The sequence below is a fragment of the Nocardioides sp. REDSEA-S30_B4 genome (genome assembly GCF_001627265.1).
Classification (GTDB): Bacteria; Actinomycetota; Actinomycetes; order Propionibacteriales; family Nocardioidaceae; genus Nocardioides.
In genome coordinates this window covers 1-21,924 of sequence record NZ_LUPI01000079.1, presented here as the reverse complement: position 1 = coordinate 21,924, position 21,924 = coordinate 1, and the positions used below count along the sequence as shown (strand labels likewise).

20 protein-coding genes are annotated in these 21,924 nt (G+C 72.4%); 10 read left to right on the top strand and 10 right to left on the bottom strand.

Going from position 1 to position 21,924, the window contains the following annotated elements; all coding sequences use genetic code 11:
* Positions 1 to 17: 17 nt before the first annotated feature.
* Complete coding sequence (locus A6R01_RS14280) at positions 18 to 1,406, top strand: aspartate ammonia-lyase (protein ID WP_292607088.1); 1,389 nt, start codon at positions 18 to 20, stop codon at positions 1,404 to 1,406.
* A gap of 24 nt (positions 1,407 to 1,430) precedes the next feature.
* On the opposite strand, the gene A6R01_RS14275 is transcribed toward A6R01_RS14280, so the two are convergent.
* The 4 genes from A6R01_RS14275 to A6R01_RS14260 form a co-directional block, all read right to left on the bottom strand.
* Complete coding sequence (locus A6R01_RS14275) at positions 1,431 to 1,889, bottom strand: thioesterase family protein (RefSeq protein WP_292607085.1); 459 nt, start codon at positions 1,887 to 1,889, stop codon at positions 1,431 to 1,433.
* Positions 1,890 to 2,043: 154 nt separating this feature from the next.
* Positions 2,044 to 2,727, bottom strand: a complete 684-nt coding sequence (locus tag A6R01_RS14270) for a lytic transglycosylase domain-containing protein (protein WP_292607082.1) — start codon at positions 2,725 to 2,727, stop codon at positions 2,044 to 2,046.
* Positions 2,728 to 2,948: 221 nt separating this feature from the next.
* Complete coding sequence (locus A6R01_RS14265) at positions 2,949 to 4,292, bottom strand: PhoH family protein (RefSeq protein WP_292607293.1); 1,344 nt, start codon at positions 4,290 to 4,292, stop codon at positions 2,949 to 2,951.
* Between the two features lie 459 nt (positions 4,293 to 4,751).
* A complete protein-coding gene (locus tag A6R01_RS14260; protein ID WP_292607079.1) occupies positions 4,752 to 5,525 on the bottom strand; it encodes an isoprenyl transferase in 774 nt (257 codons plus the stop codon).
* A gap of 89 nt (positions 5,526 to 5,614) precedes the next feature.
* Between A6R01_RS14260 and A6R01_RS14255 the strand changes: the two genes are divergently transcribed.
* Positions 5,615 to 6,367, top strand: coding sequence for a hemolysin III family protein (locus A6R01_RS14255; RefSeq protein ID WP_292607076.1), 753 nt, complete (start codon positions 5,615 to 5,617; stop codon positions 6,365 to 6,367).
* A gap of 39 nt (positions 6,368 to 6,406) precedes the next feature.
* On the opposite strand, the gene A6R01_RS14250 is transcribed toward A6R01_RS14255, so the two are convergent.
* Together A6R01_RS14250 and A6R01_RS14245 are read right to left on the bottom strand one after the other, a co-directional pair.
* The gene (locus A6R01_RS14250; RefSeq protein WP_292607072.1) at positions 6,407 to 7,300 is read right to left on the bottom strand and encodes a DUF1353 domain-containing protein; all 894 of its coding nucleotides are present in this window, start codon (positions 7,298 to 7,300) and stop codon (positions 6,407 to 6,409) included.
* Positions 7,301 to 7,340: 40 nt separating this feature from the next.
* Positions 7,341 to 8,360: a LacI family DNA-binding transcriptional regulator gene (locus A6R01_RS14245; protein WP_292607070.1), complete on the bottom strand. Its 1,020-nt coding sequence runs from the start codon at positions 8,358 to 8,360 to the stop codon at positions 7,341 to 7,343.
* A gap of 71 nt (positions 8,361 to 8,431) precedes the next feature.
* Between A6R01_RS14245 and A6R01_RS14240 the strand changes: the two genes are divergently transcribed.
* On the top strand, positions 8,432 to 9,838 hold the full coding sequence (locus A6R01_RS14240; RefSeq protein ID WP_292607068.1) for a GH1 family beta-glucosidase: 1,407 nt from the start codon (positions 8,432 to 8,434) through the stop codon (positions 9,836 to 9,838).
* A gap of 85 nt (positions 9,839 to 9,923) precedes the next feature.
* On the opposite strand, the gene A6R01_RS14235 is transcribed toward A6R01_RS14240, so the two are convergent.
* The 4 genes from A6R01_RS14235 to A6R01_RS14220 all read right to left on the bottom strand — a co-directional run bounded on the left by A6R01_RS14235 (position 9,924) and on the right by A6R01_RS14220 (position 15,085).
* The gene (locus tag A6R01_RS14235) at positions 9,924 to 10,865 is read right to left on the bottom strand and encodes a carbohydrate ABC transporter permease (protein ID WP_292607066.1); all 942 of its coding nucleotides are present in this window, start codon (positions 10,863 to 10,865) and stop codon (positions 9,924 to 9,926) included.
* Positions 10,862 to 11,833: a carbohydrate ABC transporter permease gene (locus A6R01_RS14230; RefSeq protein WP_292607063.1), complete on the bottom strand. Its 972-nt coding sequence runs from the start codon at positions 11,831 to 11,833 to the stop codon at positions 10,862 to 10,864. The genes A6R01_RS14235 and A6R01_RS14230 overlap by 4 nt, the downstream gene beginning before the upstream one ends.
* 93 nt (positions 11,834 to 11,926) lie before the next feature.
* The gene (locus A6R01_RS14225; RefSeq protein ID WP_292607060.1) at positions 11,927 to 13,306 is read right to left on the bottom strand and encodes an ABC transporter substrate-binding protein; all 1,380 of its coding nucleotides are present in this window, start codon (positions 13,304 to 13,306) and stop codon (positions 11,927 to 11,929) included.
* A 150-nt stretch (positions 13,307 to 13,456) separates the two neighbouring features.
* A complete protein-coding gene (locus tag A6R01_RS14220; RefSeq protein WP_292607057.1) occupies positions 13,457 to 15,085 on the bottom strand; it encodes a cation:proton antiporter family protein in 1,629 nt (542 codons plus the stop codon).
* A gap of 78 nt (positions 15,086 to 15,163) precedes the next feature.
* On the opposite strand from A6R01_RS14220, the gene A6R01_RS14215 reads away from it, so the two are divergent.
* The 7 genes from A6R01_RS14215 to A6R01_RS14185 all read left to right on the top strand — a co-directional run.
* Positions 15,164 to 15,568, top strand: a complete 405-nt coding sequence (locus tag A6R01_RS14215; RefSeq protein WP_292607054.1) for a response regulator transcription factor — start codon at positions 15,164 to 15,166, stop codon at positions 15,566 to 15,568.
* A gap of 118 nt (positions 15,569 to 15,686) precedes the next feature.
* On the top strand, positions 15,687 to 16,103 hold the full coding sequence (locus A6R01_RS14210; protein ID WP_292607052.1) for a response regulator: 417 nt from the start codon (positions 15,687 to 15,689) through the stop codon (positions 16,101 to 16,103).
* 102 nt (positions 16,104 to 16,205) lie between these two features.
* A complete protein-coding gene (locus A6R01_RS14205) occupies positions 16,206 to 17,117 on the top strand; it encodes a cation diffusion facilitator family transporter (protein ID WP_292607049.1) in 912 nt (303 codons plus the stop codon).
* A 178-nt stretch (positions 17,118 to 17,295) separates the two neighbouring features.
* Positions 17,296 to 18,123: an alpha/beta hydrolase gene (locus tag A6R01_RS14200; RefSeq protein WP_292607047.1), complete on the top strand. Its 828-nt coding sequence runs from the start codon at positions 17,296 to 17,298 to the stop codon at positions 18,121 to 18,123.
* Complete coding sequence (locus A6R01_RS14195; RefSeq protein ID WP_292607044.1) at positions 18,120 to 18,923, top strand: 1-acyl-sn-glycerol-3-phosphate acyltransferase; 804 nt, start codon at positions 18,120 to 18,122, stop codon at positions 18,921 to 18,923. Before A6R01_RS14200 ends, A6R01_RS14195 begins: the two co-directional genes overlap by 4 nt.
* Positions 18,924 to 18,934: 11 nt before the next feature.
* On the top strand, positions 18,935 to 20,581 hold the full coding sequence (locus tag A6R01_RS14190) for an AMP-binding protein (protein WP_292607041.1): 1,647 nt from the start codon (positions 18,935 to 18,937) through the stop codon (positions 20,579 to 20,581).
* Between the two features lie 2 nt (positions 20,582 to 20,583).
* On the top strand, positions 20,584 to 21,924 hold a 1,341-nt coding region (locus A6R01_RS14185), incomplete at its 3' end, for a wax ester/triacylglycerol synthase family O-acyltransferase (RefSeq protein WP_292607039.1).

Genomic DNA, 21,924 nt, shown 5'->3' with positions numbered 1-21,924 from the left:
GGCGTAGGTTCGAGGACGTGAGCGAGCAGGAGTACCGCACCGAGCACGACTCCATGGGCGAGGTCCGTGTGCCCGTCGACGCGCTGTGGCGCGCCCAGACGCAGCGGGCCGTGGAGAACTTCCCGATCAGCGGCACGCCGATCGAGCCGGCGCTGGTCCACGCGATGGGCCACGTCAAGGCCGCCGCCGCGGTCGCCAACGCCGACCTCGGCGTGCTGGACGCCGACCAGGCCTCCGCGATCGAGCGGGCGGCCTCGGCGGTCGCCGCCGGCGAGCACGACCACGCGTTCCCCATCGACGTCTTCCAGACCGGCTCGGGCACCAGCTCCAACATGAATGCCAACGAGGTCGTCGCCACGCTCGCCGCCCGTGCCGGTGTCGAGGTCCACCCCAACGACCACGTCAATGCCAGCCAGTCCAGCAACGACACCTTCCCCACCGCGATCCACGTCGCCGCGGCGACCGCCGTGGTCGACGACCTGCTCCCGGCGCTGGACGTGCTCGCCGGGTCGCTGGAGGCGAAGGCGGAGGAATTCGGCGGCCTGGTGAAGGCCGGCCGCACCCACCTGATGGACGCGACCCCGGTGATGCTCGGGCAGGAGTTCTCCGGCTACGCCGCGACGGTGCGGTACGCCGTGGAGCGGCTCGAGTCCGTGCTCCCCCGCGTGCGTGAGCTGCCCCTCGGCGGCACCGCGGTGGGGACGGGCATCAACACCCCCGACGGCTTCGCGGCCCGCGCGATCGAGGTGCTCGGCGAGCGGACCGGCCAGCCGTTCACCGAGGCCCGCAACCACTTCGAGGCCCAGGGCACCCGCGACTCCCTCGTCGAGCTCTCGGGCGCGCTGAAGACCTACGCGGTCGGCCTCACCAAGATCTGCAACGACCTGCGATGGATGTCCTCGGGCCCGACCACCGGCCTCGCCGAGATCCACCTCCCCGACCTGCAACCCGGCTCGAGCATCATGCCCGGCAAGGTCAACCCGGTGCTGCCCGAGGCGACGCTGATGGTGTGCTTCCAGGTGGTCGGCAACGACGCCGCCGTGACCGCCGCCGGCGCCAGCGGCGCCTTCGAGCTCAACGTCGCGATGCCGGTCATCGCGCGCAACGTGCTGGAGTCCGTGCGGCTGCTCGCCGCCTCCTCACGCGAGCTCGCGACCCGGTGCGTCGACGGGATCACCGCCGACGCCGACCGGATGCGCACCTACGCGGAGTCCTCCCCCTCGGTGGTCACGCCGCTCAACAAGCACCTCGGCTACGAGGAGGCCGCCAAGGTCGCGAAGGCGGCGCTGGCCGAGGGACGCACGATCCGTGAGCAGGTGCTCGCGATGGGGTACGTCGAGCGCGGCGACCTCACCGAGGCCGAGCTCGACGCCGCCCTGGACGTGGAGTCGATGACCGGTCGGTGACCCCGCCGGCCCCCGGGCGCGTGCTCAGCGCAGGCCGACCGGCTCACCGGCGTACCGCTCGAGGGTGGTGCGCACCGCGTCGTCCATCGCCCACGATCCCTGGCCGTGGTGGTCCCACAGCACGCAGGTGGTCTCGGCGACGATCGCCGGGGCCCCGCCGTCCTCGACCCGCAGCTGCGAGGCGACGGTGAACGACGAGCGGCCCACGCGCGGCACCCACAGGCGCAGCCGGAAGGACTGGAAGGCCGCGAACCGCATCTCGGCGTGGTAGTCGACCCGCTGGGAGCCGACGAGCTCGGCCACGCCGTCGGGTACGCCGCCCAGCAGACCCGGACGCGCGGCGCCGGTCCCGAGGTCGGCGAAGCGCAGGAAGAGGATCCGCGCCTCGTCGAGGATGCGGATCGCCTCGACGTTGTCGACGTGACCGCCGAGGTTGACGTCACGCAGCCGCGCCTGGATCTCGCACTCGAATGCCTCGCTCACGGAGGGCATCATCTCGCGCGGGCCCCCTGGTCACGCCCGCGGGTACGTCACCGGGTCTCGACACGCGGTCGCGGCTTCGCGGGCTCAGCCGCGCACTCGCTCGACCTTCGCGGGACCGACCGAGACCTCCTTCGTCGGTCTCGGTCGCCCGCTCTCAATACCAGCCGTTGTCCTGCTTGAACGACCAGGCGCTGCACGGGCTGCCGTAGGAGTCGGCGATGTAGCCCAGGCCCCAGCGGATCTGGGTCTCGGCATTGGTCATGTAGTCGGCCGGCAGGTCGTGGGTCTCGGTGAGCGCCTGCGGGATGCCGTAGGCCGAGGACGTCGGGTTGTCGGCGTCGACCTCCCAGTCGCTCTCGCTGACCCACAGCGCGTCGAGGCAGCCGAACTGGTCGCTGGAGAAGCCGTACTCCCCCAGCAGCGTCCGCGCCACCGAGCGGGGGTCCTTCGCAGCCTGCCGCGCGGCGCGACGCTCCTCGCGGGCCTCGCGGCGGGCCTGGCGCTCCTTGCGCTCCTGCCGCGCCTCGCGCTTCTCCTGACGCGCCTCGCGGCGCTCGGCCGAGCGCGACACGTCGTCGTCACGGGTCTCTCGATCGGCGGCCGGGGCGATGCTCACCGACAGCGGGGAGGCCTCGTCGGCGCTGACCGTGGCCATCGTCTCGACCGGGGACACCAGCAGACCGGCGCCGACGGCGGCACCGGTCGCGCCGACAGCCACGGTCGAGGCGATCAGCGTCGTACGTCGGGCCGAGGCGCGCAGGACGGCGCGACCCTGCGCACGACCCTGGGACGAGGGGCGTGGGGCGGCGTGCTTGGGCGTGTAGGAGCGGTGGAACACAGGCTGACAACCAGGTGGTGCGACGACGGGGGAACGTGCGACCGGAAGGTCACGAATCGGTCACGATGCCCCAGCGTCCGTGCTCACCCAAATCGGCCCGACCCCGGACCCGCCGCGCTCAGGCGTGGCCCGGGCGGTGACCGTGAGCGAGCACACGCCGGCCCCGCGTGCGCGCGGGACCGGCGTGTGACGGGTGGGTCGGGAGAGGTCAGCCCAGGGGATCAGACCGTCATGTTCTCCAGCATCTCGGTGACCAGCGCGGCGATCGGCGAGCGCTCGGAGCGGGTCAGCGTGACGTGGGCGAAGAGCGGGTGGCCCTTGAGCTTCTCGATCACCGCGACCACGCCGTCGTGGCGCCCCACGCGCAGGTTGTCGCGCTGGGCGACGTCGTGGGTGAGCACCACCTTGGAGTTGGCGCCGATGCGCGAGAGCACCGTGAGCAGCACGTTGCGCTCCAGGCTCTGCGCCTCGTCGACGATCACGAAGGAGTCGTGCAGCGAGCGTCCCCGGATGTGGGTCAGCGGCAGCACCTCGAGCATCCCGCGGTCGAGAACCTCGTCGATGACGTCGCGCGAGGTCATCGCCCCGAGCGTGTCGAAGACCGCCTGGGCCCAGGGCGACATCTTCTCCGACTCCGAGCCGGGGAGGTAGCCGAGCTCCTGGCCGCCCACGGCGAACAGCGGACGGAACACCACGACCTTCTTGTGCTGCCGGCGCTCCATCACCGCCTCCAGGCCGGCGCACAGCGCCATCGCCGACTTGCCGGTGCCGGCCCGGCCGCCCAGGGAGACGATCCCGACCTCGGGGTCGAGCAGGTGCTCGAGCGCGATGCGCTGCTCGGCGGAGCGACCGTGCAGCCCGAACGCCTCCCGGTCGCCGCGGACCAGGTGCACGCGCTTGTCGGCGCCGACCCGCGCCAGGGCCGTCCCGCGGTCCGAGAGCAGCACGAGGCCCTGGTGGCAGGGCATGTCACGGGCCTCGCCGAGGTCGATCACCCCGTCGTCGTACAGCTCGTCGAGGTCGGAGGCGAGGACGTCCATCTCGGCCATGCCGGAGTAGCCGGGGTCGGACTCGGAGATGGTCTCGCCGCGGTACTCCTCGGCGTCCAGGCCGACGGCCGAGGCCTTGATGCGGAGCGGGAGGTCCTTGGAGACCAGCGTGACCGCGGCGCCCTCGTCGGCAAGGTTCTTGGCGACCGCGAGGATGCGGGTGTCGTTGTCGCCGAGGCGGAAGCCCGAGGGCAGCGAGCCGGGGTCGGTGTGGTTGAGCTCCACCCGGATGCTGCCGCCCTCCTCGCCCACGGGGACGGCGTTGTCGAGCCGGCCGTGGGTGACGCGCAGCTCGTCGAGCAGGCGCAGGGCGGTGCGGGCGAAGTAGCCCAGCTCCGGGTGGTGACGCTTGCCCTCCAGCTCGGTGATCACCACGACGGGGAGGACGACCTCGTGCTCGGCGAAGCGACGCAGTGCGCCGGGATCGGCGAGCAGGACGCTGGTGTCGAGCACGTACGTGCGCACCAGTGGAGCCTGGGCCTTCTTCTTCCGGGTGGAGCCAGCGGTGGGGGACAGCTGCGACGTGGTGGCCTGGGACGGCACGATTCACCCCTCACGGGCCGACGCGCGCACTCCTCGTGGCGGCCCTAGTTCACACGGTGGGACCGGGACGCCCGACGACGGGAGTGCCCGCCTCCGCTCACGCCGCAGGGGATCTCCTGCGGTGCTGTGCAGTCGTGAGTGCTCACGATCGGGCCTCCAGGTGCGGCGAGCTTCCCCACTCGCCGGTGCTTGCGAAAGTACGCCGCCCCCGACCCGGATCCGGTCGACACGCCGTGTGCGGGGCGTGAACAACGTGTGACACGGCGGCGCCCCCGATTCGCCAACTTCGGGGCTGCTGGGGGCGGTGTGGCGGGTGTGGCTGGTGGGGGCGGCGGGCGGGGTACTCCGCATTCTTTTCCTGCTTACTGCGCAGTACGCAGGAAGGGGGATGCGTCGTAACCCGGCCGGTCGCCCGCCCCGTCCCCCCACGGGTCAGGTGCCGAAGCGACGCTCCCGCTGGGCGTACGCGCGGACCGCGCGGAGGAAGTCGACGCGGCGGAAGTCGGGCCAGTAGGCGTCGCAGAAGTAGAACTCCGACTTCTCGCTCTGCCACAGCAGGAAGCCACCGAGCCGCTGCTCTCCGCTGGTGCGGATGACCAGGTCGGGGTCGGGCTGGCCGCGGGTGTAGAGGTGCTCGGAGATGGCGTCGACGTCGACCTCGGCTGCCACCTGCTCCAGGGACAACCCCTGCTCAGCGGCGCTGGTGAGCAGCGAGCGGACCGCGTCGGCGATCTCCCGGCGCCCGCCGTAGGAGACCGCGACGTTGACGAGCATCCCGTCGACGTCACGGGTGGCCTCGGCGGCGGCCTTGAGCCGCTCGGCCGTCGCCGAGGGCAGCAGGTCGAGGGCGCCCACGGGGTTCAACCGCCACCGCCGCTGGTCGGCCAGGGAGTCGACGGCATCGGCGATGATCGCCAGCAGCGGCTCGAGCTCGCTGGCGGGACGGTTGAGGTTGTCGGTCGAGAGCAGCCACAGCGTGACGACCTCGATGCCGATCTCGTCGCACCACCCCAGCAGCGGCTCGATGTTGGCGGCGCCGGCACGGTGCCCGTGGGCGGTGTCCCGTCCGACGGCCTTCGCCCACCGACGGTTGCCGTCGAGCATCACGCCAACGTGCCGGGGGAGGCTCTCGGGCAGGCGCCGCACCAGCCGTGCCTCGTACGCCGGGTAGAGCACCCTCCGGAGCCCGCGCTTCCAGTCCGCCACCTGCCAAGGTTATGCCCCGCTCCCCCGAGGTCACGAGAGGTTCACCTCATCGCGCGTCACCGGAAGTGACCCGCCGGTACCCTCGACCCATGAACCAGCACGTTCCTGACGCCGTCCGCGCGAGGGTCGACTCCCTCCACGACTCCGTCTCCGAGCACTGGGACGAGCTGCGCGCGGAGCTGCGCGAGATCAAGCCCAAGCTCCGAGGCTGGCTGCACCTGGCCACCGCACCGCTCACCCTGGCCGCCGGCATCGTGCTCGTCGTGCTGTCGCCCACCGCGACCACGCGGATCGGCTCGGCACTGTTCGCCGGCAGCGCCCTGGTGCTCTTCAGCGTCTCGGCGATCTACCACACCGGCACGTGGTCACCGCGGACGTGGGCCTTCCTGCGACGCTTCGACCACTCCAACATCTTCCTGCTCATCGCCGGGTCCTACACGCCGTTCGCGCTGATCCTGCTCGAGGGAACCCAACAGGTCGTGCTGCTCTCGGTGGTGTGGTCCGGCGCCATCGCGGGCGTGGCGTTCCGCGTCTTCTGGACCGACGCGCCACGCTGGCTCTACACCCCGATCTACATCGCCCTGGGCTGGGCCGCGGTCTTCTTCATCCCCGGGTTCTTCCGGGGCGCCACCGACCTCGGTCTCGGCGTGGGCATCGCGGTCTTCACCCTGATCGTCGCCGGCGGCGCGCTCTACACCCTCGGCGGCGTGGTCTACGGCTTCAAGCGCCCCAACCCGTGGCCCCGCTGGTTCGGCTTCCACGAGGTCTTCCACACCTTCACGATCCTGGCGTTCGTCAGCCACTACGTCGGCGTCTCGCTGGCCACGTACTCCCTGCGCTGAGCCCCCTGGGTCCCGGACCTCCCGGGACACCGCGACCGCTCAGACCAGCGCGTCGAGCACCAGCACGACCGACGCCGCGACACCGCCGACGACCACCGCCCCGGCCAGCAGCGGCACGCGCGTCGCGACCGCCTCCACCCCGCGGTAGAGCAGCGTCAGGGCCGCCACCAGCACGGTGACGTGCAGGAGCAGCGCCAGCCCGACGCCGAGGACCGCCCCGGCCACCCGGAACCTGCCCCACAGCAGGCCCAGGAGCAGGGGCACGACGACCGCACCGGCCGCGCCGTGGGCCAGCTCCTCGGGCCACTCCCCCTCCGGCATCCACGGCACCGGCACGGCCAGCAGCGCCGCACGGTCCACGAGGTCCCAGCTGGCGCACCAGCCGAGCCAGGCGATCAGGAGCAGGCTGAGGACCGCCACGCCGCGCCGCCACCAGCCCTCGACGGCACCCCAGGGCAGCTGGGTCCGCGGCGTCACCACCAGCGTTGCGAGGGTGACCGCGCTCCAGGCCAGCCACCGCCGCACCACCCCGGTGCCGGTGTCGGCCATCGCGTCCCGGAAGACCCGATCGGCCTCCACGCGGTCGACCTGCCGCCCCTGCGCGGTGAGGTACGCCGGCTCGTCGGCGTCCGCGACGAGCGCGTCGTGCACGAGGGCGGCCGGCAGGTGGCGGCCGGTGCGGGGCACCAGCCAGGCGAAGACCGAGGGCACGGAGGTGAGGTCGGTGGTGAAGGTCCCGACGTCGGCAGGGACGACCAGGTCGCCCAGGTGCCGGTCGGCGTAGCCGATCCGACGAAACAGCGCGAAGACCTCCTGGTCCCCCCGTGCGCGGCGCTCCAGCACGATCCGTGGCGGGCGATCGCGCCGCGGCGGCTCCTCGCCCGCTCCTCCGTCGAAGAAGCGGGCCGGTTCGGCCCGCACGGTCGTCCCCATGCCGTCCACCCTGCCACCGGACGCCGACAGCGGTCCTGGTTCAGGCGGGCGGCGCGGTCGAGGAGCGCAGCACCAGCTCGGTGGGCAGCTCGACGTGCTCGTTGACGTGGCCGTACTCCCGGTCGTCGCCCTCGAGCCGCTGGAGGATCTGCCGCGCGGCGACCCGCCCCTGCTGCAGCACCGGCTGCCGCACGGTGGTCAGCCCGACGTAGTGCGCCATCTCGTGGTCGTCGACGCCGACCACCGAGAGCTCCTCGGGCACCCGCACCCCGGCCTCCCGGGCGGCGTACAGGACGCCGAAGGCCATCTCGTCGCTGGCGCAGAAGACCGCCTTGGGCCGGTCGGCACGCCGCATCAGCTGCTCGCCGGCGTCGTGCCCGCCCTCGAGGGTGAACAGCCCCTCCAGCTCCATGCTGGGGTCGGGCTCGATGCCTGCCTCCCGCAGCGACGCCCGGTAGCCCTCCAGGCGAGCACGGGGTGTGGCGAGGTCGAGCCCCTCGTCGCTGAGCTGGCCGACGTAGGCGATGCGGCGGTGACCGAGCTCGAGCAGGTGGGACACCGCGGTGCGGGCGACCGCGTCGTCGTCGACGCGGACCGAGGGCCACTCCCGCACCCGGGACCCGAGGGTCACCACGGGCATGCCGTGCCGGGAGAGCCACAGCACCTCCTCGGGCGTGGGCCCGAGGCCGACCACGATCAGCGCGTCGGCGCGCTTGGTGACTAGCTGGGTCAGGAGCACGCGGCGTCGCGCGTCGGGGTCGCCGCCGATGTTGTAGAGCAGCACGTCGTAGCCGCGCTCGCGCAGCACCTGCTCGGCGCCGTGGACGACGGTCGCGAAGAACCACCGCGTCACGAAGAGGACCACGATCGCGACCGTGCGGGTCTGCCCGCCGCTGGCCAGACCGACGGCGTGCGGGGAGGGGACGTAGCCCAGCCGCAGGGCGGCGTCCATGACCTTGGCGCGGGTCTCGTCCGAGACCCGCGGCAGCCCGCGCAGCGCCCGGGAGACGGTCGCGGTGGACACCCCGGTCTCCCGCGCGAGGTCGTTGATGCTGGTCATCGCCGCTCCTCCCGCACGCCGCGCCCCACACCGCGACTTGACCGGTAAACCAGACGCTCTAGGCTGCCCTCATGAGCACCCCTGCGCGCACCGTCCCGCCGACCGCACTGCCGACCCGGTTGCCCGGGCCCGAGCGCCTCGAGCTGGGCACCGCCACGGCGTCGTACCAGGTGGAGGGCGCGAGCACCGAGGACGGCCGCGGCCCCTCGATCTGGGACACCTTCACCGCGCGCCCCGGCACGATCAGGGACGGCTCGGACGGCTCGGTCGCGTGCGACTCCTACCACCGCTACACCGAGGACGCCGACCTCGTCGCCGGCGCCGGTCTTGACTGGTACCGCTTCTCGGTCGCCTGGCCGCGCATCGTCCCCGAGGGCCGCGGGCGCGTGGAGCAGCGGGGCCTGGACTACTACGACCGGCTCGTCGACGCCCTGCTCGAGCGCGGCGTGAAGCCCACCGGCACGCTCTACCACTGGGACCTCCCCCAGCCCCTCGAGGACGAGGGCGGCTGGCTCGAGCGCGGCACCGCCGAGGCCTTCGCCGACTACGCCGAGGTCGTCCACGGGCGCCTCGGCGACCGCGTCGGCCTCTGGGCCACCCACAACGAGCCGTGGTGCGCGGCCTACCTCGGGTACGCCGCCGGCGTGCACGCCCCCGGGCGCCGGGAGGGCGGACGCGCGCACCGCGCCGCCCACCACCTGATGCTCGGCCACGCGCTGGCCGCCGAGCGGCTGCGCGCCGGCGCTCACCCGGTCGACGTGGGCATCGTGCTCAACCTCGCGCCCATCTGGCCCGAGCAGCCGGAGCGTCCAGAGGTGCGGGACGTCGCCGACGGCGTCGACGCCATCCGCAACCGGGTCTGGCTCGACCCCCTGGTCGACGGCGCGTACGACGCCGGGCTGCTGCGCGTGGCGCCGGAGCTCGCCGACGACGAGCTCGTCCGACCCGGCGACCTCGAGCGTGTCCAGGGCTCGGCCGACTGGGTCGGTCTCAACTACTACACGCCCGTCCGTCCGGACCTGCCCGGCGCCGGCAGGGCCGACCACCCCGAGGGCGGCGCCTACCCGGGCACGGCGCCCTTCGAGCTGGTCGTGCGCGAGCCGATCACCGACATCGGCTGGGAGATCGACGCCAGCGGTCTCGACGAGCTGATCCGCACCACCGCCGAGCGCACCGGCCTGCCGGTGCTGGTGATGGAGAACGGTGCGGCCTGTGCGGACACCGACGTCGTCGAGGGCACCGTGCGCGACGAGGACCGCATCGCCTACCTGCGCGACCACCTCGCGGCGGCCGAGCGGGCCCGCGAGGCCGGAGCCGACCTGCGGGCCTACGTCGTGTGGACGCTGCTGGACAACTTCGAGTGGGCCGAGGGCTACACCAAGACCTTCGGCATCGTGCACATCGACCCGCAGACCCAGGACCGGACCCCCAAGGCGTCCTACCACTGGCTGGCCGAGACCATCCGGGCGCGCGGGTAGGCGCCGGCGTCCGGCGCCCGGGTCGCGACGTGGGTCGCGGCCCGGGCCCGGAACGACTGCGCTGGCGGCAGGGCCCGGGGTCAGCTCATCCCTTGACACTGCCCGCGAGCAGGCCGCGCACGAAGTAGCGCTGCAGGGCCAGGAAGACGATCAACGGGATGATCAGCGAGACGAAGGCGCCCGAGGCCAGCAGCTGCCAGTCCTGACCGCGCTCACCGACCAGGCTCACCAGCTTCACCGTCATCGGCGCTGCCTGCGGGGAGCTGAAGACCAGCGCCACGAGCAGGTCGTTCCAGACCCAGAGGAACTGGAAGATCCCGAAGGCGGCGATCGCCGGCATCATCAGCGGCAGCATCACCCGGGTGAAGATCTGCACGTGCCCGGCACCGTCCACGCGCGCGGACTCGATGAGCTCACCGGGGATCTCGCGCATGAAGTTGTGCAGCAGGAAGATGGCCAGCGGCAGCGCGAAGATGCTGTGCGAGAGCCAGATCGTGTAGAAGCCGCCGCCGGGGGCATCGGTCCCGGCCAGCGGGATCAGGTTGAACGGCGGGTCGACGTACAGCGTGAGCAGCGGGACCAGGGTCACCTGGATCGGCACGATCTGCAGCGCGAAGACCGCCACGAAGAGCGTGTCGCGGCCCTTGAAGTCCATCCACGCGAAGGCGTAGGCGGCCATCGTCGCCAGGCTGATCGGGATCAGCACGGCCGGCACCGAGATGACGATCGAGTTGACCAGGTTGGTCATCAGGCCGCTGGACCCGCCCGAGAGCACGTCGCGGTAGTTGTCGAGGGTGAAGGAGGGGTCGGTGAAGACGTTCCACCAGCCGTTGGACTTCACCTCCCCCTCGGGACGGAAGGAGCTGATCAGCAGACCAGCGGTCGGCACGGTCCACAGCAGGGCGATGACCAGCGCGACGGCCGAGGCCCAGCGGTTGCTGAGCGCTCCGGCGGCAGCAGAGCTCGCGCTCTTGGGGTTGCCGGCCGGGGTCGGCTGCGGCGGCGCGGTGGGGGTCGTGGTGGTCATCGGGCCTCCAGCTTGCGCATCTGTCGGACGTTGTAGATGACGATCGGCATGACCAGCACGAAGATCACCACGGCGATCGCGGCGGCGAGGCCGTTGTTGTTGGCCACGAAGCTCTGCCGGTAGAACTCGTAGGCCAGGACGCTGGTGCCGAAGTTGCCGCCGGTGGCGGTCTGCACGATGTCGAAGACCTTCAGCGTGGCGATGGTGATCGTGGTCAGCACGACGATCAGCGTGGGCCGGATGCTCGGGACCGTGATGTGGCGAAACATCTTCCAGCCGCTCACGCCGTCGAGGCGGGCCGCCTCGACGATGTCCTCGGGGATGGCCTTGATCGAGGCCGAGAGCAGCGTCATCGCGAAACCGGCCTGGATCCACACCAGGATCACGATGAGGAAGAAGGTGTTCCACGGCTCGTTGAGCAGGAAGTTGTAGGTGTCGAGCCCGAGCCAGGTGAGGAACTGGTTGAGCAGGCCGATCTGGGTGCTGTCGCCCGACTTGTAGTCGTAGACGAACTTCCAGATGATCGAGGCGCCCACCATCGAGATGGCCATCGGCAGGAACAGCAGCGCCTTGGCGAACTTCTCGAACGAGGCGCGGTCGACCAGGACGGCGTAGAGCAGCCCGATGCCGGTCGAGAGCAGCGGCGTCAGCACGACCCAGAAGAGCGTGTTGCGCAGCACCTCGAGCTGGTTGCTGTCGGTGAACAGGCGCTGGTAGTTGTCCAGCCCCACGAACTCCTGGGCGAAGATGTTGGTCCCGCCGAAGAGCGAGTCGTAGACGGTGACGCCGGCCGGGTAGAGCAGCCCGACGCCGATCAGCAGGAGCGAGGGCGCGAGGAACGCGGCGGTCTGGACGCGCTCACCGGAGCGGGAGCGCAGTCGTTGGGTGGCGAGCAGGATCAGGGCCACCACGCCGTAGAACAGCGCGACGGCGATGACCATCTGGAGGAGCTTCTCGGGGGTACTCAACGCGTCACTCCCATGGCGGGTCGGCGGGGCGTGCGGGCACAGGAGGTACGACGGTGGGTGGCCGACCTGGGTCGGCCACCCACCGTCATCGGGTCACTGCCAGGCGCTCTCGATGTTGCCGAGCGCCTGCTCGGAGCTGTCGCCGGTCACCCAGGCGGTCATCTCCTTCCAGAAGGCGCCGGCGCCGATGGCGCTGGGCATCTGGTCGGAGCCGTCGAAGCGGAAGACGGCCTCGGGGTCCTGGAAGGTCTCGGCCGACAGCTGGTCGATCGGGCTGGTGAGATTGGCGATGTCCAGCCCCGTGTTGGCGCTGACCCAGCCGCCGCCCGGGGTGGCCTGGGCCTTCTCGTTGGCCCACACGTCGGTCGACAGGTAGGTCTGGAAGGCTTGGACCTGCGGCTCGTTCGAGAACGCCGCGACGAACTCGCCACCGCCGAGGACGGGCTTGCCGTTCTCCTCGTTGGTCGGCGGGAGGTAGAACGCGAAGACGTCGCCGTCCTCGTTGACGTTCGTGCCCTCGGGCCACTGGGCGGCGTAGAACGACGCCTGGCGGTGCAGCGCGCACTTGCCGTCGAGGATCGGCAGGCCGCCGTCCTGGAAGGCGGTGGTGGCGATGGAGTTGACGTCGCCGAAGCCGCCGTTGACGTAGTCGGGGTTCTTCATGATCTCGCCGACGCGGTCCAGCGACTCGACGATGGCCGGGTCGTCGAAGGCGATCTCGTGGTTGACCCACTGGTCGTAGGTGTCGGCGCCGGCGTCACGCAGGACGGCGTCCTCGAGCCAGTCGGTGGCGACCCAGCCGGTGGCCTCGCCGGACTCGATGCCCACGCACCACGGCTTCATGCCGGAGTCGGCGATCTCGTCGGACAGGGCGATCATGTCGTCCCAGGTCTCGGGGACCTCCCAGCCGTTGTCGGAGAACATCGACGGGGAGTACCACACGAAGGACTTCACCGAGGCGCCGAGCGGGGCGGCGTAGAAGGTGCCGTCGACGGTGCCGTAGCCCTTCCAGTCCTCACCGAAGAACTCGTCGACGTTGTCGGCGGTGGGCGTCGGGGCGGCCTCGACCTCGCCGGAGGCGACGACGGTCTGCAGCAGGCCGGGCTGCGGGATGTAGGCGATGTCAGGGGCGTTGCCGGCCTTGACGCGCACGACGAGCTGGGTCTCGAACTGGTCGGAGCCGTCGTAGTCGACCTCGGCGCCGGTGCAGGTGGTGAACAGCTCGTAGGACGCCTCGTGCGCCTCCTGCTCGGGCGGCAGGATCGAGGTGTAGACCCCGACCGTGGTGCCGGTGAGGTCACCGAACTCGGCGAGCTGCTCGAGGCCCTCGCACTCGGACATGCCCTCGCCCGGCCAGGTGCCGCCGGCGGACTGAGGCTCGTTGGTGTCGTCGTCGCTGGCACAACCGGCCAGCACGAGACCGGTCACGGCCATGGCGGCCACGGCACCGACTCGGATCTTGCGTGAGCGCATCGGGTCCCTCTCTTCCCTGGAGGCCGACACGGCGTCGACCCCACCCAGTGCTTGCGTAAACCCGATGCAACCGCTTACGCAGATGTTGCGTCAAGGTTTCCCGGTCACGATTGTGTAACGCAGGTCACACGCACCTGTCCAGCGCTCAGGTCAGGGCTCGGACGGCCGATCGGGACCTCGACGTGCGTCCGCAGCCGGTCCCGGGACGTCCAGACCGGCGGCGACCGCCGCGCGGTCGGCCAGCTCGGCCCCGGCGCCGTCGTAGAGCTGGAAGCCCACCGCCGCGCCGGCCCGCTCGGCCTGGCGGAGGTCGTCGTCGTACTGCGCGACCACGGCCACCGTGCCCGCGAAGCCACCCGCCCGCAGCTGGCGCAGGGTGTCGATGTTGTTGCCGTGGAAGGGCATCGCGAGCAGCACGATCGGGACGTGGCACAGCGGCCGGGCCTGCCAGAGCTCGGGATCGGTCGCGTCGCCCTCCACCACGTCCAGGCCCTCGGCCCGCAGCCGCTCACAGCGTTCCCGGGAGGTCTCGAGACCCACCACGCGCAGGCCGTACTCGTCGCGCAGCCGCAGGTACGCAGCACTCCCGACCCGGCCCATCCCGAGGATCACCGCCTGGGCGTCGCCGACGTCCAGCGGCCGGTCCTCGGGGTGCAGGTCCTCCCGCTCGCGCTCGGGCAGCACCCGCCGCACGGCCCGCACGAGGTACTCCGGGTGCCGTCCCGGCAGCGACCCGACCACGAAGCTCGCGGCGACCGCGGTCGCCACCACGGTCAGCCACCCCTCCCCCAGCCAACCCGCCGGCGCCCCGACCACGACGATCAGGCCGAACTCGGAGTAGTTGGCCAGCGTCACCCCGGTGAGGACCGACGTACGCCGCCGCAGCCTGGCCAGCCACAGCAGCCCGGCGAAGGCCAGCGCCTTCAGCGGCAGCAGCGCGACCAGCAGCAGCGCGAGCACCAGCTCGGACGGGGTCGGCATCCCGCCCAGCCCGATGCTGACGAAGAACGCGACCAGCAGCAGGTCCTTGAGCGTGAACAGGCTCTTGCTCAGCTCGGGAGCCCGGCGGTGCCCGGAGAGCAGGACGCCCATCACGAGTGCCCCGAGGTCGCCCTTGAGCCCCACGGCGTCGAAGAGCGCGTAGCCGGGGACGAGCGCCAGGACCACCCCCAGCAGCGGCAGCAGCTCGTCGTGCCCCACCGCGCCCAGGACCCGGTGCAGCAGCCAGGCCCCCGGGACCAGCAGCACGAGGAGCAGCGCCCACCAGCTCGGACCGGAGCCGCCGGTGACGGCGAGGAACACCACGGCCGCGAGGTCCTGCACGACGAGCACACCGATCGCCGTGCGGCCACCGAGGGCCCGGCTCGCGCTGCGCTCCTCGAGCACCTTGACCACGAAGACGGTGCTGGAGAACGACATCGCCAGCCCCACCAGCAGCAGGGCCCGCAGGTCCGCCTCCGCGGCCAGGCCGACACCGACCAGTCCGACGAGCCCGAGGACCGCGGCGGTCACGACGCTCCACGCGCCCAGGTGGATCGTCGAGGTGGCCCACACCTCGCGCTGCAGCAGCGTGCGCACGTCGAGCTTGAGGCCGACACCGAAGAGCAGCACCGTGACACCGAGGTCCGCGGCCGTCCCGAGCGCGGGCACCGCCTCGACGCCGAGCAGGTGCAGCCCGAAGCCCGCGACGAGGAAGCCGAGCAGCGGGGGCAGCCGCACCGCGCCGGCGACCAGGCCCCCGACGAGGGCGCCCAGCAGGATGGCGGTGGCGTCGTCCATGCCCACATCCTCCCGGTACGCCGCCGCTCCCGCACGGGTCCTGCTCAAGTGGCGGGCCGGGGCGCCGATGGGAGGAGGGTGACCCGCATCCTGATCGCCGAGGACGACGCCGACCTCCGGCTGCTCCTGCGCCTGGTGCTGCACCGCGCCGGCCACCAGGTCAGCGAGGCACGCGACGGCGTCGAGGCCCTGGAGGCGATCTCGCGGGAGACCTTCGACGTCGTGCTGCTGGACAACCTGATGCCCCGGATGAGCGGGATCGAGGTCCTGGAGGCGGTGCAGCTGCTGCGCCGCGTCGAGCGACCGCTGATCCTGGTGATCTCCGCCCTGGCGAGCCGCGCGGACATCCGCTCGTACTACGTGCGCGGCGCCGACGACTTCCTGGCCAAGCCCTTCTCGACCGACGAGCTGGTCGATAGGGTGGCGATGCTGCTCGACGAGCGGTCGCTCACCCACCACGGCCCCCAGCGCGAGGCGGGATGACCGTTCGTCGTCCCACACGACCGTTCGGCGCCGCCGAGGGGCGGTCTGCACAGTATTTTCACGGCCGCCTTGACCGTTTTGACCTCAGGGCCGGACTTGGACGGGCGATGATGTACCCATGGCACGCATCCTGATCGCTGAGGACGACGAAGACCTCCGCCTCCTGCTCCGGCTCGTCGTCCAGCGTGCTGGGCACGAGGTCGAAGGCGTCGGCGACGGAGTGGCGGCCCTGCGCGCGATCACCCGCGGCGGCTACGACCTGGTGGTCCTCGACAACATGATGCCGGGCATGACCGGCCTCGAGGTGCTGCGCGCCTGCAAGGACATCACCGGCGCCGACCGCCCGGTGATGCTCATGCTCTCTGCGCTGGCCACCCGCCAGGACATCCGCAACGGCTACGTCGCCGGCGCCGACGACTTCCTGGCCAAGCCGTTCTCCCGCGAGGAGCTCGTCGAGCGCGTCCACCTGCTCCTCGACGAGCGCGCGATGCAGTTCGCGATGACCCCGCCGGGCAGCGCCGGCGGCGTCGCCTGAGCCCAGCACCGCACCTCTCCCCGAGCAGCCACCCGCACTCCCCCCGCCCCCCACCCCGGACCGTCTCCCTCGGTGACCCACCTGCCCGCCTAGGCTGGACCCATGGGCCAGGGCCACTCGCACGCGCCGCCGGACTCCCGGCGGAGACTGGCCGTCGTCCTCGCCCTCACCGTGACGGTGCTGGTCGTCGAGGTCGTGGGCGCCGTCGTCTCGGGCAGCCTCGCGCTGCTGGCCGACGCCGCCCACATGCTCACCGACGTCGCCGGGCTGTCCATGGCCCTGGTCGTCGCCGCGATCGTCCGACGACCGCCGAGCGACACCCACACCTGGGGCCTGCGCCGCGCCGAGGTGCTCGGCGCGGCCGCACAGGCGACCCTGCTGCTGGCCGTCGGCGGCTTCGTGCTGGTCGAGGCCGTGCGCCGTCTCGACGAGCCGGCGGAGGTGACCGGCAGTGCGATGCTGGCGTTCGGCGCCGTGGGCCTGCTCGGCAACGTCGTCGGCATGACGATCCTGGCCGCGGGCGGGCGCGAGCACCACGACCTCAACATGCGCGCGGCCTACCTCGAGGTCGTGGCCGACGCCCTCGGGTCGATCGCCGTCATCGCGGCGGCGGTCCTGGTCGCCACGACGGGCTGGGACCGCGCCGACCCGGTGGCCTCGCTGGTCATCGTGGCCCTGATCGTCCCGCGCACCCTCCACCTGCTCCGCGAGACCACCCACGTCCTGCTCGAGGCCACGCCGCGGGGCCTGGCGCTCGCCGACGTGCGCGCCCGACTGCTGGCCCACGACCACGTGCGGGAGGTCCACGACCTGCACGTCTCTTCCGTGGCGACCGGGCTGCCGACCCTGACCGCCCACCTGGTGGTCGACGACTCCTGCTTCCACGACGGCCACCTCGCCACACTGCTCGACCAGCTCCAGGCCGCCCTGGCCGACGACTTCGACGTCGCGCACTCCACGCTCCAGTTCGAGCGCGCCGGTCACGCCGCGCACGAGCACGACCTCCACCCCTGAGCCGCAGTGGTGCGCACGGCGTGCACCACCGCGGGGACCACCGGCACCACCGGCTGTTGCGGGGCGTGCGTCACGTCTGGGCGACAGGATCGTTGTTCCTCCGTAAAGTGAGAACACGTTCTAGTTCTGGGCGGGCTCCGGCCCGTCCCAGCCAGCGCCGCACCGGAGGACGCACCCGATGTACGACTTCGCCCACGACGCCGACCCGCAGGCCGCGGGCTACGGCGCGCCTCCCCTGCTGCTCACCGCGGCGGAGGCGTTCCGCTTCCCGGTCGAGCTGACGTCCTCCCTGGTCAGCGACCTGGTCCTGCCCCCGCGACGCAGCGTCGACGGCGAGCCGCGGCCGGTGCTGGTGCTCCCCGGGTTCATGGCCGACGACCCGCTGACCGCCCGGCTGCGCGGCCACCTCCAGCGCCAGGGGTACGCCGCGCACGGCTGGGGCCTCGGGCGCAACGTCGGGCTGACCGACACGATCGTCGACGGGCTGCTCGAGCGTTTCGACGACGTCGCGGCGACCGCGCCGGGCGCACCCGTCTCCCTGGTCGGGTGGAGCTTCGGCGGGCTGCTGGCCCGCTGGACGGCCCATCGCCGCCCGGGCCAGGTGCGCCAGGTGGTGTGCCTGGGCTCGCCGTGGCGGGCCGAGGGCGAGCGCACCCGCGCCACCCGGATGTTCGAGAGGGCCGCGGTCAAGCACGGCCTGTCCGAGCGTGCGCGCGACATCGTCGACGAGCTGCGCCGGCCCTTGGACGTGCCGCTCACGGCGATCTGGTCGCGCACCGACGGGATCGCCCACTGGCAGGGATGCCGGGTCGGCGACTCCGCCGACTCATCCGTCGACAACCCGGCACCCGTCGAGGACATCGACGTCCCCAGCAGCCACGTCGGGCTCGTCTCCAACCCGCTGGCGCTGGCCGCGCTCGACGACCGGCTGGCCCAGGACCCCGCCGACTGGCGGCCCTTCACCTGGCGCGCCGCGCTGGCCCGCCGGACGCGGGTGGCCGCATGAGCGCCGCGGGCAGCGAGCGGGACGTGGAGCTGCGCGACCCGGCGTACGTCGCGAAGCTGCTGCCGTTCCTCAAGCTGGCGATGAAGGGCTGGTTCCGCTCCTCGGTGACCGGCATGGACAAGGTGCCCGACGGTGGGGCGCTCATGGTCTCCAACCACTCCGGGGGCCTGCTGGCGATGGACGTCCCGATCCTCGCGGTGGCCTTCGCCGACGAGTTCGGCGTCGAGCGCCCTCTGCACGTGCTGGCGCACGACATGCTCTTCACCGGGGCCGCCGACCCGTTCTTCAAGCGGTGCGGGTTCCTCCCCGCCGACCGCGAGCACGCCCACGCCGTGCTGAGCGCCGGCTCGGTGACCATGGTCTTCCCCGGCGGGGACTACGACACCTTCCGCCCCACCCGGGTCGCCAACCGCATCGACTTCGCCGGGCGCACCGGCTACGTCCGCACCGCCCTGCGCGCCGGCGTCCCGATCGTGCCGGTGGTCAGCATCGGCGGCCAGGAGGCGCAGTACTTCCTCACCCGCGGCGAGATCATCGGCCGCGCGCTGCACCTGGAGAAGCTGCTGCGCAGCAAGTACTTCCCGATCTCCTTCGGCTTCCCCTTCGGCCTGGTCGGCGCGTTCCCGCCCAACCTGCCGCTGCCCACCAAGATCACCACCCGGGTCCTCGACCCCATCGACCCCGTCGAGGCGCTCGGTCCCGACCCCGACCCCGCGGAGGTCGACGAGCTGGTGCGCGGCCGGATGCAGGACGCGCTGGACGAGATGGCCCGCGAGCGACGCTTCCCGGTGCTCGGCTGATGGGCGCGCGAGTGAGGGGGCTGCTGGCCTCGGTGCGGCGGACGGTCTGGATGGTCGGCGTGCTGCTGCGCGCCGGGATGATCCCGCTGGTGCGGCCGGACCGCTACGTCCGCATGGTCGCGGTCGTACGCCGGGGGGTGACCGCCACGACGGGCATCGCCCTGGCCGCGGCGCGGGCCCCGCGACGCACGGCGTTCGTCGACGAGCGCGGCGCGCTCACGTGGGCCGAGCTGGACGCCGGCTGCGACGCCTTCGCGGTCGGGCTGCTGTCGCTGACCGGAGGCGAGCCCCGCACCGTGGCGGTGCTGGCCCGCAACCACCGCGGCTTCGTGCACGGGCTGGCCGGGGCGACCCGCGCGGGCTCGGACGTGCTGCTGCTCAACACCGCCTTCTCCGGCCCGCAGCTGCGTGACGTGCTGGTGCGCGAGCAGGCCGCGATGGTCGTCTACGACCAGGAGTTCCAGGGCGTGGTGGACCTCGCCACCGACGGTCTCGAGGTCGCCGAGGTCGTGGCCTGGGTCGACGACGCGACGGCACTGGCCGGGCGCACCACCGTCGACACCCTCGTCGACCAGCACACCGGCGAGCGGCCGGGCCGGCCCTCGCGGAAGGGCTCGGTCATCCTGCTGACCTCCGGCACCACGGGCACCCCCAAGGGCGCCAAGCGGGGCGCCGACGGCGGGGCCGGGGCACTGGCCGCGATGTTCGACCGGATCCCGTGGCGGGCCGAGGAGACCGTGGTCGTGGCCGCGCCGATGTTCCACGCGTGGGGCTTCGGCCAGCTGGCCGTCGCGGCCGCCACGACCTGCACGGTCGTGACCCGGCGACGCTTCGACCCCGAGGCGACCCTCGCGCTGGTCGAGGAGCACTCGGCGACGGGGCTCGCCGTCGTACCCGTGATGCTCGAGCGGATCATCGACCTGCCCGACGAGGTGCTCGACCGCTACCCCTGCCGCTCCCTGCGCTTCGCGACCGCGAGCGGCTCGCGGATGCGCCCGGACGCCGTGCTGGCCTTCATGGACCGCTTCGGCGACGTCATCTGCAACAGCTACAACGCCACCGAGGCCGGGCTCATCTCCACCGCGACCCCGGCCGACCTGCGGGTCGCGCCCGACACCGCCGGCCGCCCCGTGCGGGGCACCACCGTGCGGCTGCTCGACGACGACCTCCGCGAGGTGCCCACCGGCGAGGTCGGGCGCATCTGCGTGCTGTCGGGCTCGCAGTTCTCCGGCTACACCTCGGGGGCGACCAAGGACTTCCACGGCGACTACATGGTCTCCGGCGACGTGGGCCGCTTCGACGCCGACGGCCGGCTCTTCGTGGTCGGCCGCGACGACGACATGATCGTCTCCGGCGGGGAGAACGTGTACCCGCTGGAGGTCGAGAAGACCCTCGACGCCCACCCCGAGGTACACGAGAGCGCCGTGATCGGGGTCGAGGACGAGGCGTTCGGGCAGCGGTTGGCGGCGTACGTCGTCCTGCGGCCGGGGGCGGGCATCGACGCCGAGGGGCTCAGGGCGCACGTGAAGGCCCAGCTGGCCGGCTACAAGGTGCCCCGGGACGTGGTGCTGCTCGACGAGCTGCCGCGCAACGCGACCGGCAAGGTGATGAAACGGCTGCTTCCCGCCGCGCCCGGCCCGGATCTGGCAGGCTCCTGACCGTGGTCGAGCGGATGACCGGCATCGACGCGGGGTTCCTCTACATGGAGACCCCGTCGACGCACATGCACACGCTCAAGATCGCGGTGCTCGACCCGCCCGCCGGCGCCATCGACCTGGACGCGCTCAGCCGCTGGCTGGTGCTGCGGCTCGACGCGATGCCCGCGCTGCGCCGACGGGTGCAGCCCATCCCCTGGGCGCTGCACCACCCCGTGTGGGTGTCCGACCGGCCGGTCGACCCGCGGCAGCACTGCTTCTACCACCGGCTGCGCGACCCCGGCACGATGCACGAGCTGCACGAGGTGATCGGCCGCATCGCCAGCACCCCGCTCCACCGCGACGTGCCGCTGTGGGAGCTGCACCTGGTGGAGGGCCTCCAGGGCGGCCGCGTGGCGGTCGTCGTGAAGATCCACCACGCGCTGGCCGACGGCGTCGCCGCCAACGCGATGCTCGGCAACGTCGCCGACCAGAACCCCCTGGGCGCGCCCCGGCCCTCGCCGCAGGTCGTCGACGACCACACCCCCGCCCCGCGCGAGCTCGCCTGGTTGGGAGTGCGCGACGGTGTGGCCCGGGCGGTGCAGCTGCCGGGGCTGCTCGCGCGCACAGTGGCCGCGCTGGTCCGGTTGGTACGCCGGGAGCGGCCCGACGACACCGACGTGCCCCGTCCGGTGCTGGACACCCCGCCCACGCCCTTCAACTCCGCCCTCACCTCGCGGCGGTCCTTCTCGACCCTGTCCCTGCCGCTGGACGACCTGCGCGCGGTGAAGAGCGCGCACAACGTGACCCTCAACGACGTGGTGCTGTGCGTGGTCGGCGGGGCGCTGCGGCGCTACCTGCTCCAGCGCGACGCGCTGCCCGCCCGTACCCTCACCTGCGCCGTGCCGGTCTCCACCGAGCCCGCCGACCGGGCCCCCCGGCTGCGCGGCAACCTGGTCTCCAACTTCTTCACCGTGCTCGGCACCGACCAGGCCGACCCGGTCGAGCGGTTGCACCGCGTGCACCGCACCACCGCCGAGGCCAAGCGGGTGCAGCAGACCCTCGGGGCGGAGATGCTGCGCGCCTGGCTGGAGTTCTCCCCGCCGGGCCCGGCGACCGTGGTCATGCGCCTCTACTCCTGGCTGCGGGCGGCCCGGTGGCACCCCTCGCCGGTCAACGTCGTGGTCTCCAACGTGCCCGGGCCCCGGGTGCCGGTGACCATCGACGGCACCCCGATGACCGACATCTACAGCGTCGGGCCGATCCTCGAGGGCATCGGGCTCAACGTCACCGTCTGGTCCTACGTCGACCGGATGAACTTCACCCTGCTGGCCTGCCCCGACCTGCTCCCCGACCTCGACGAGCTG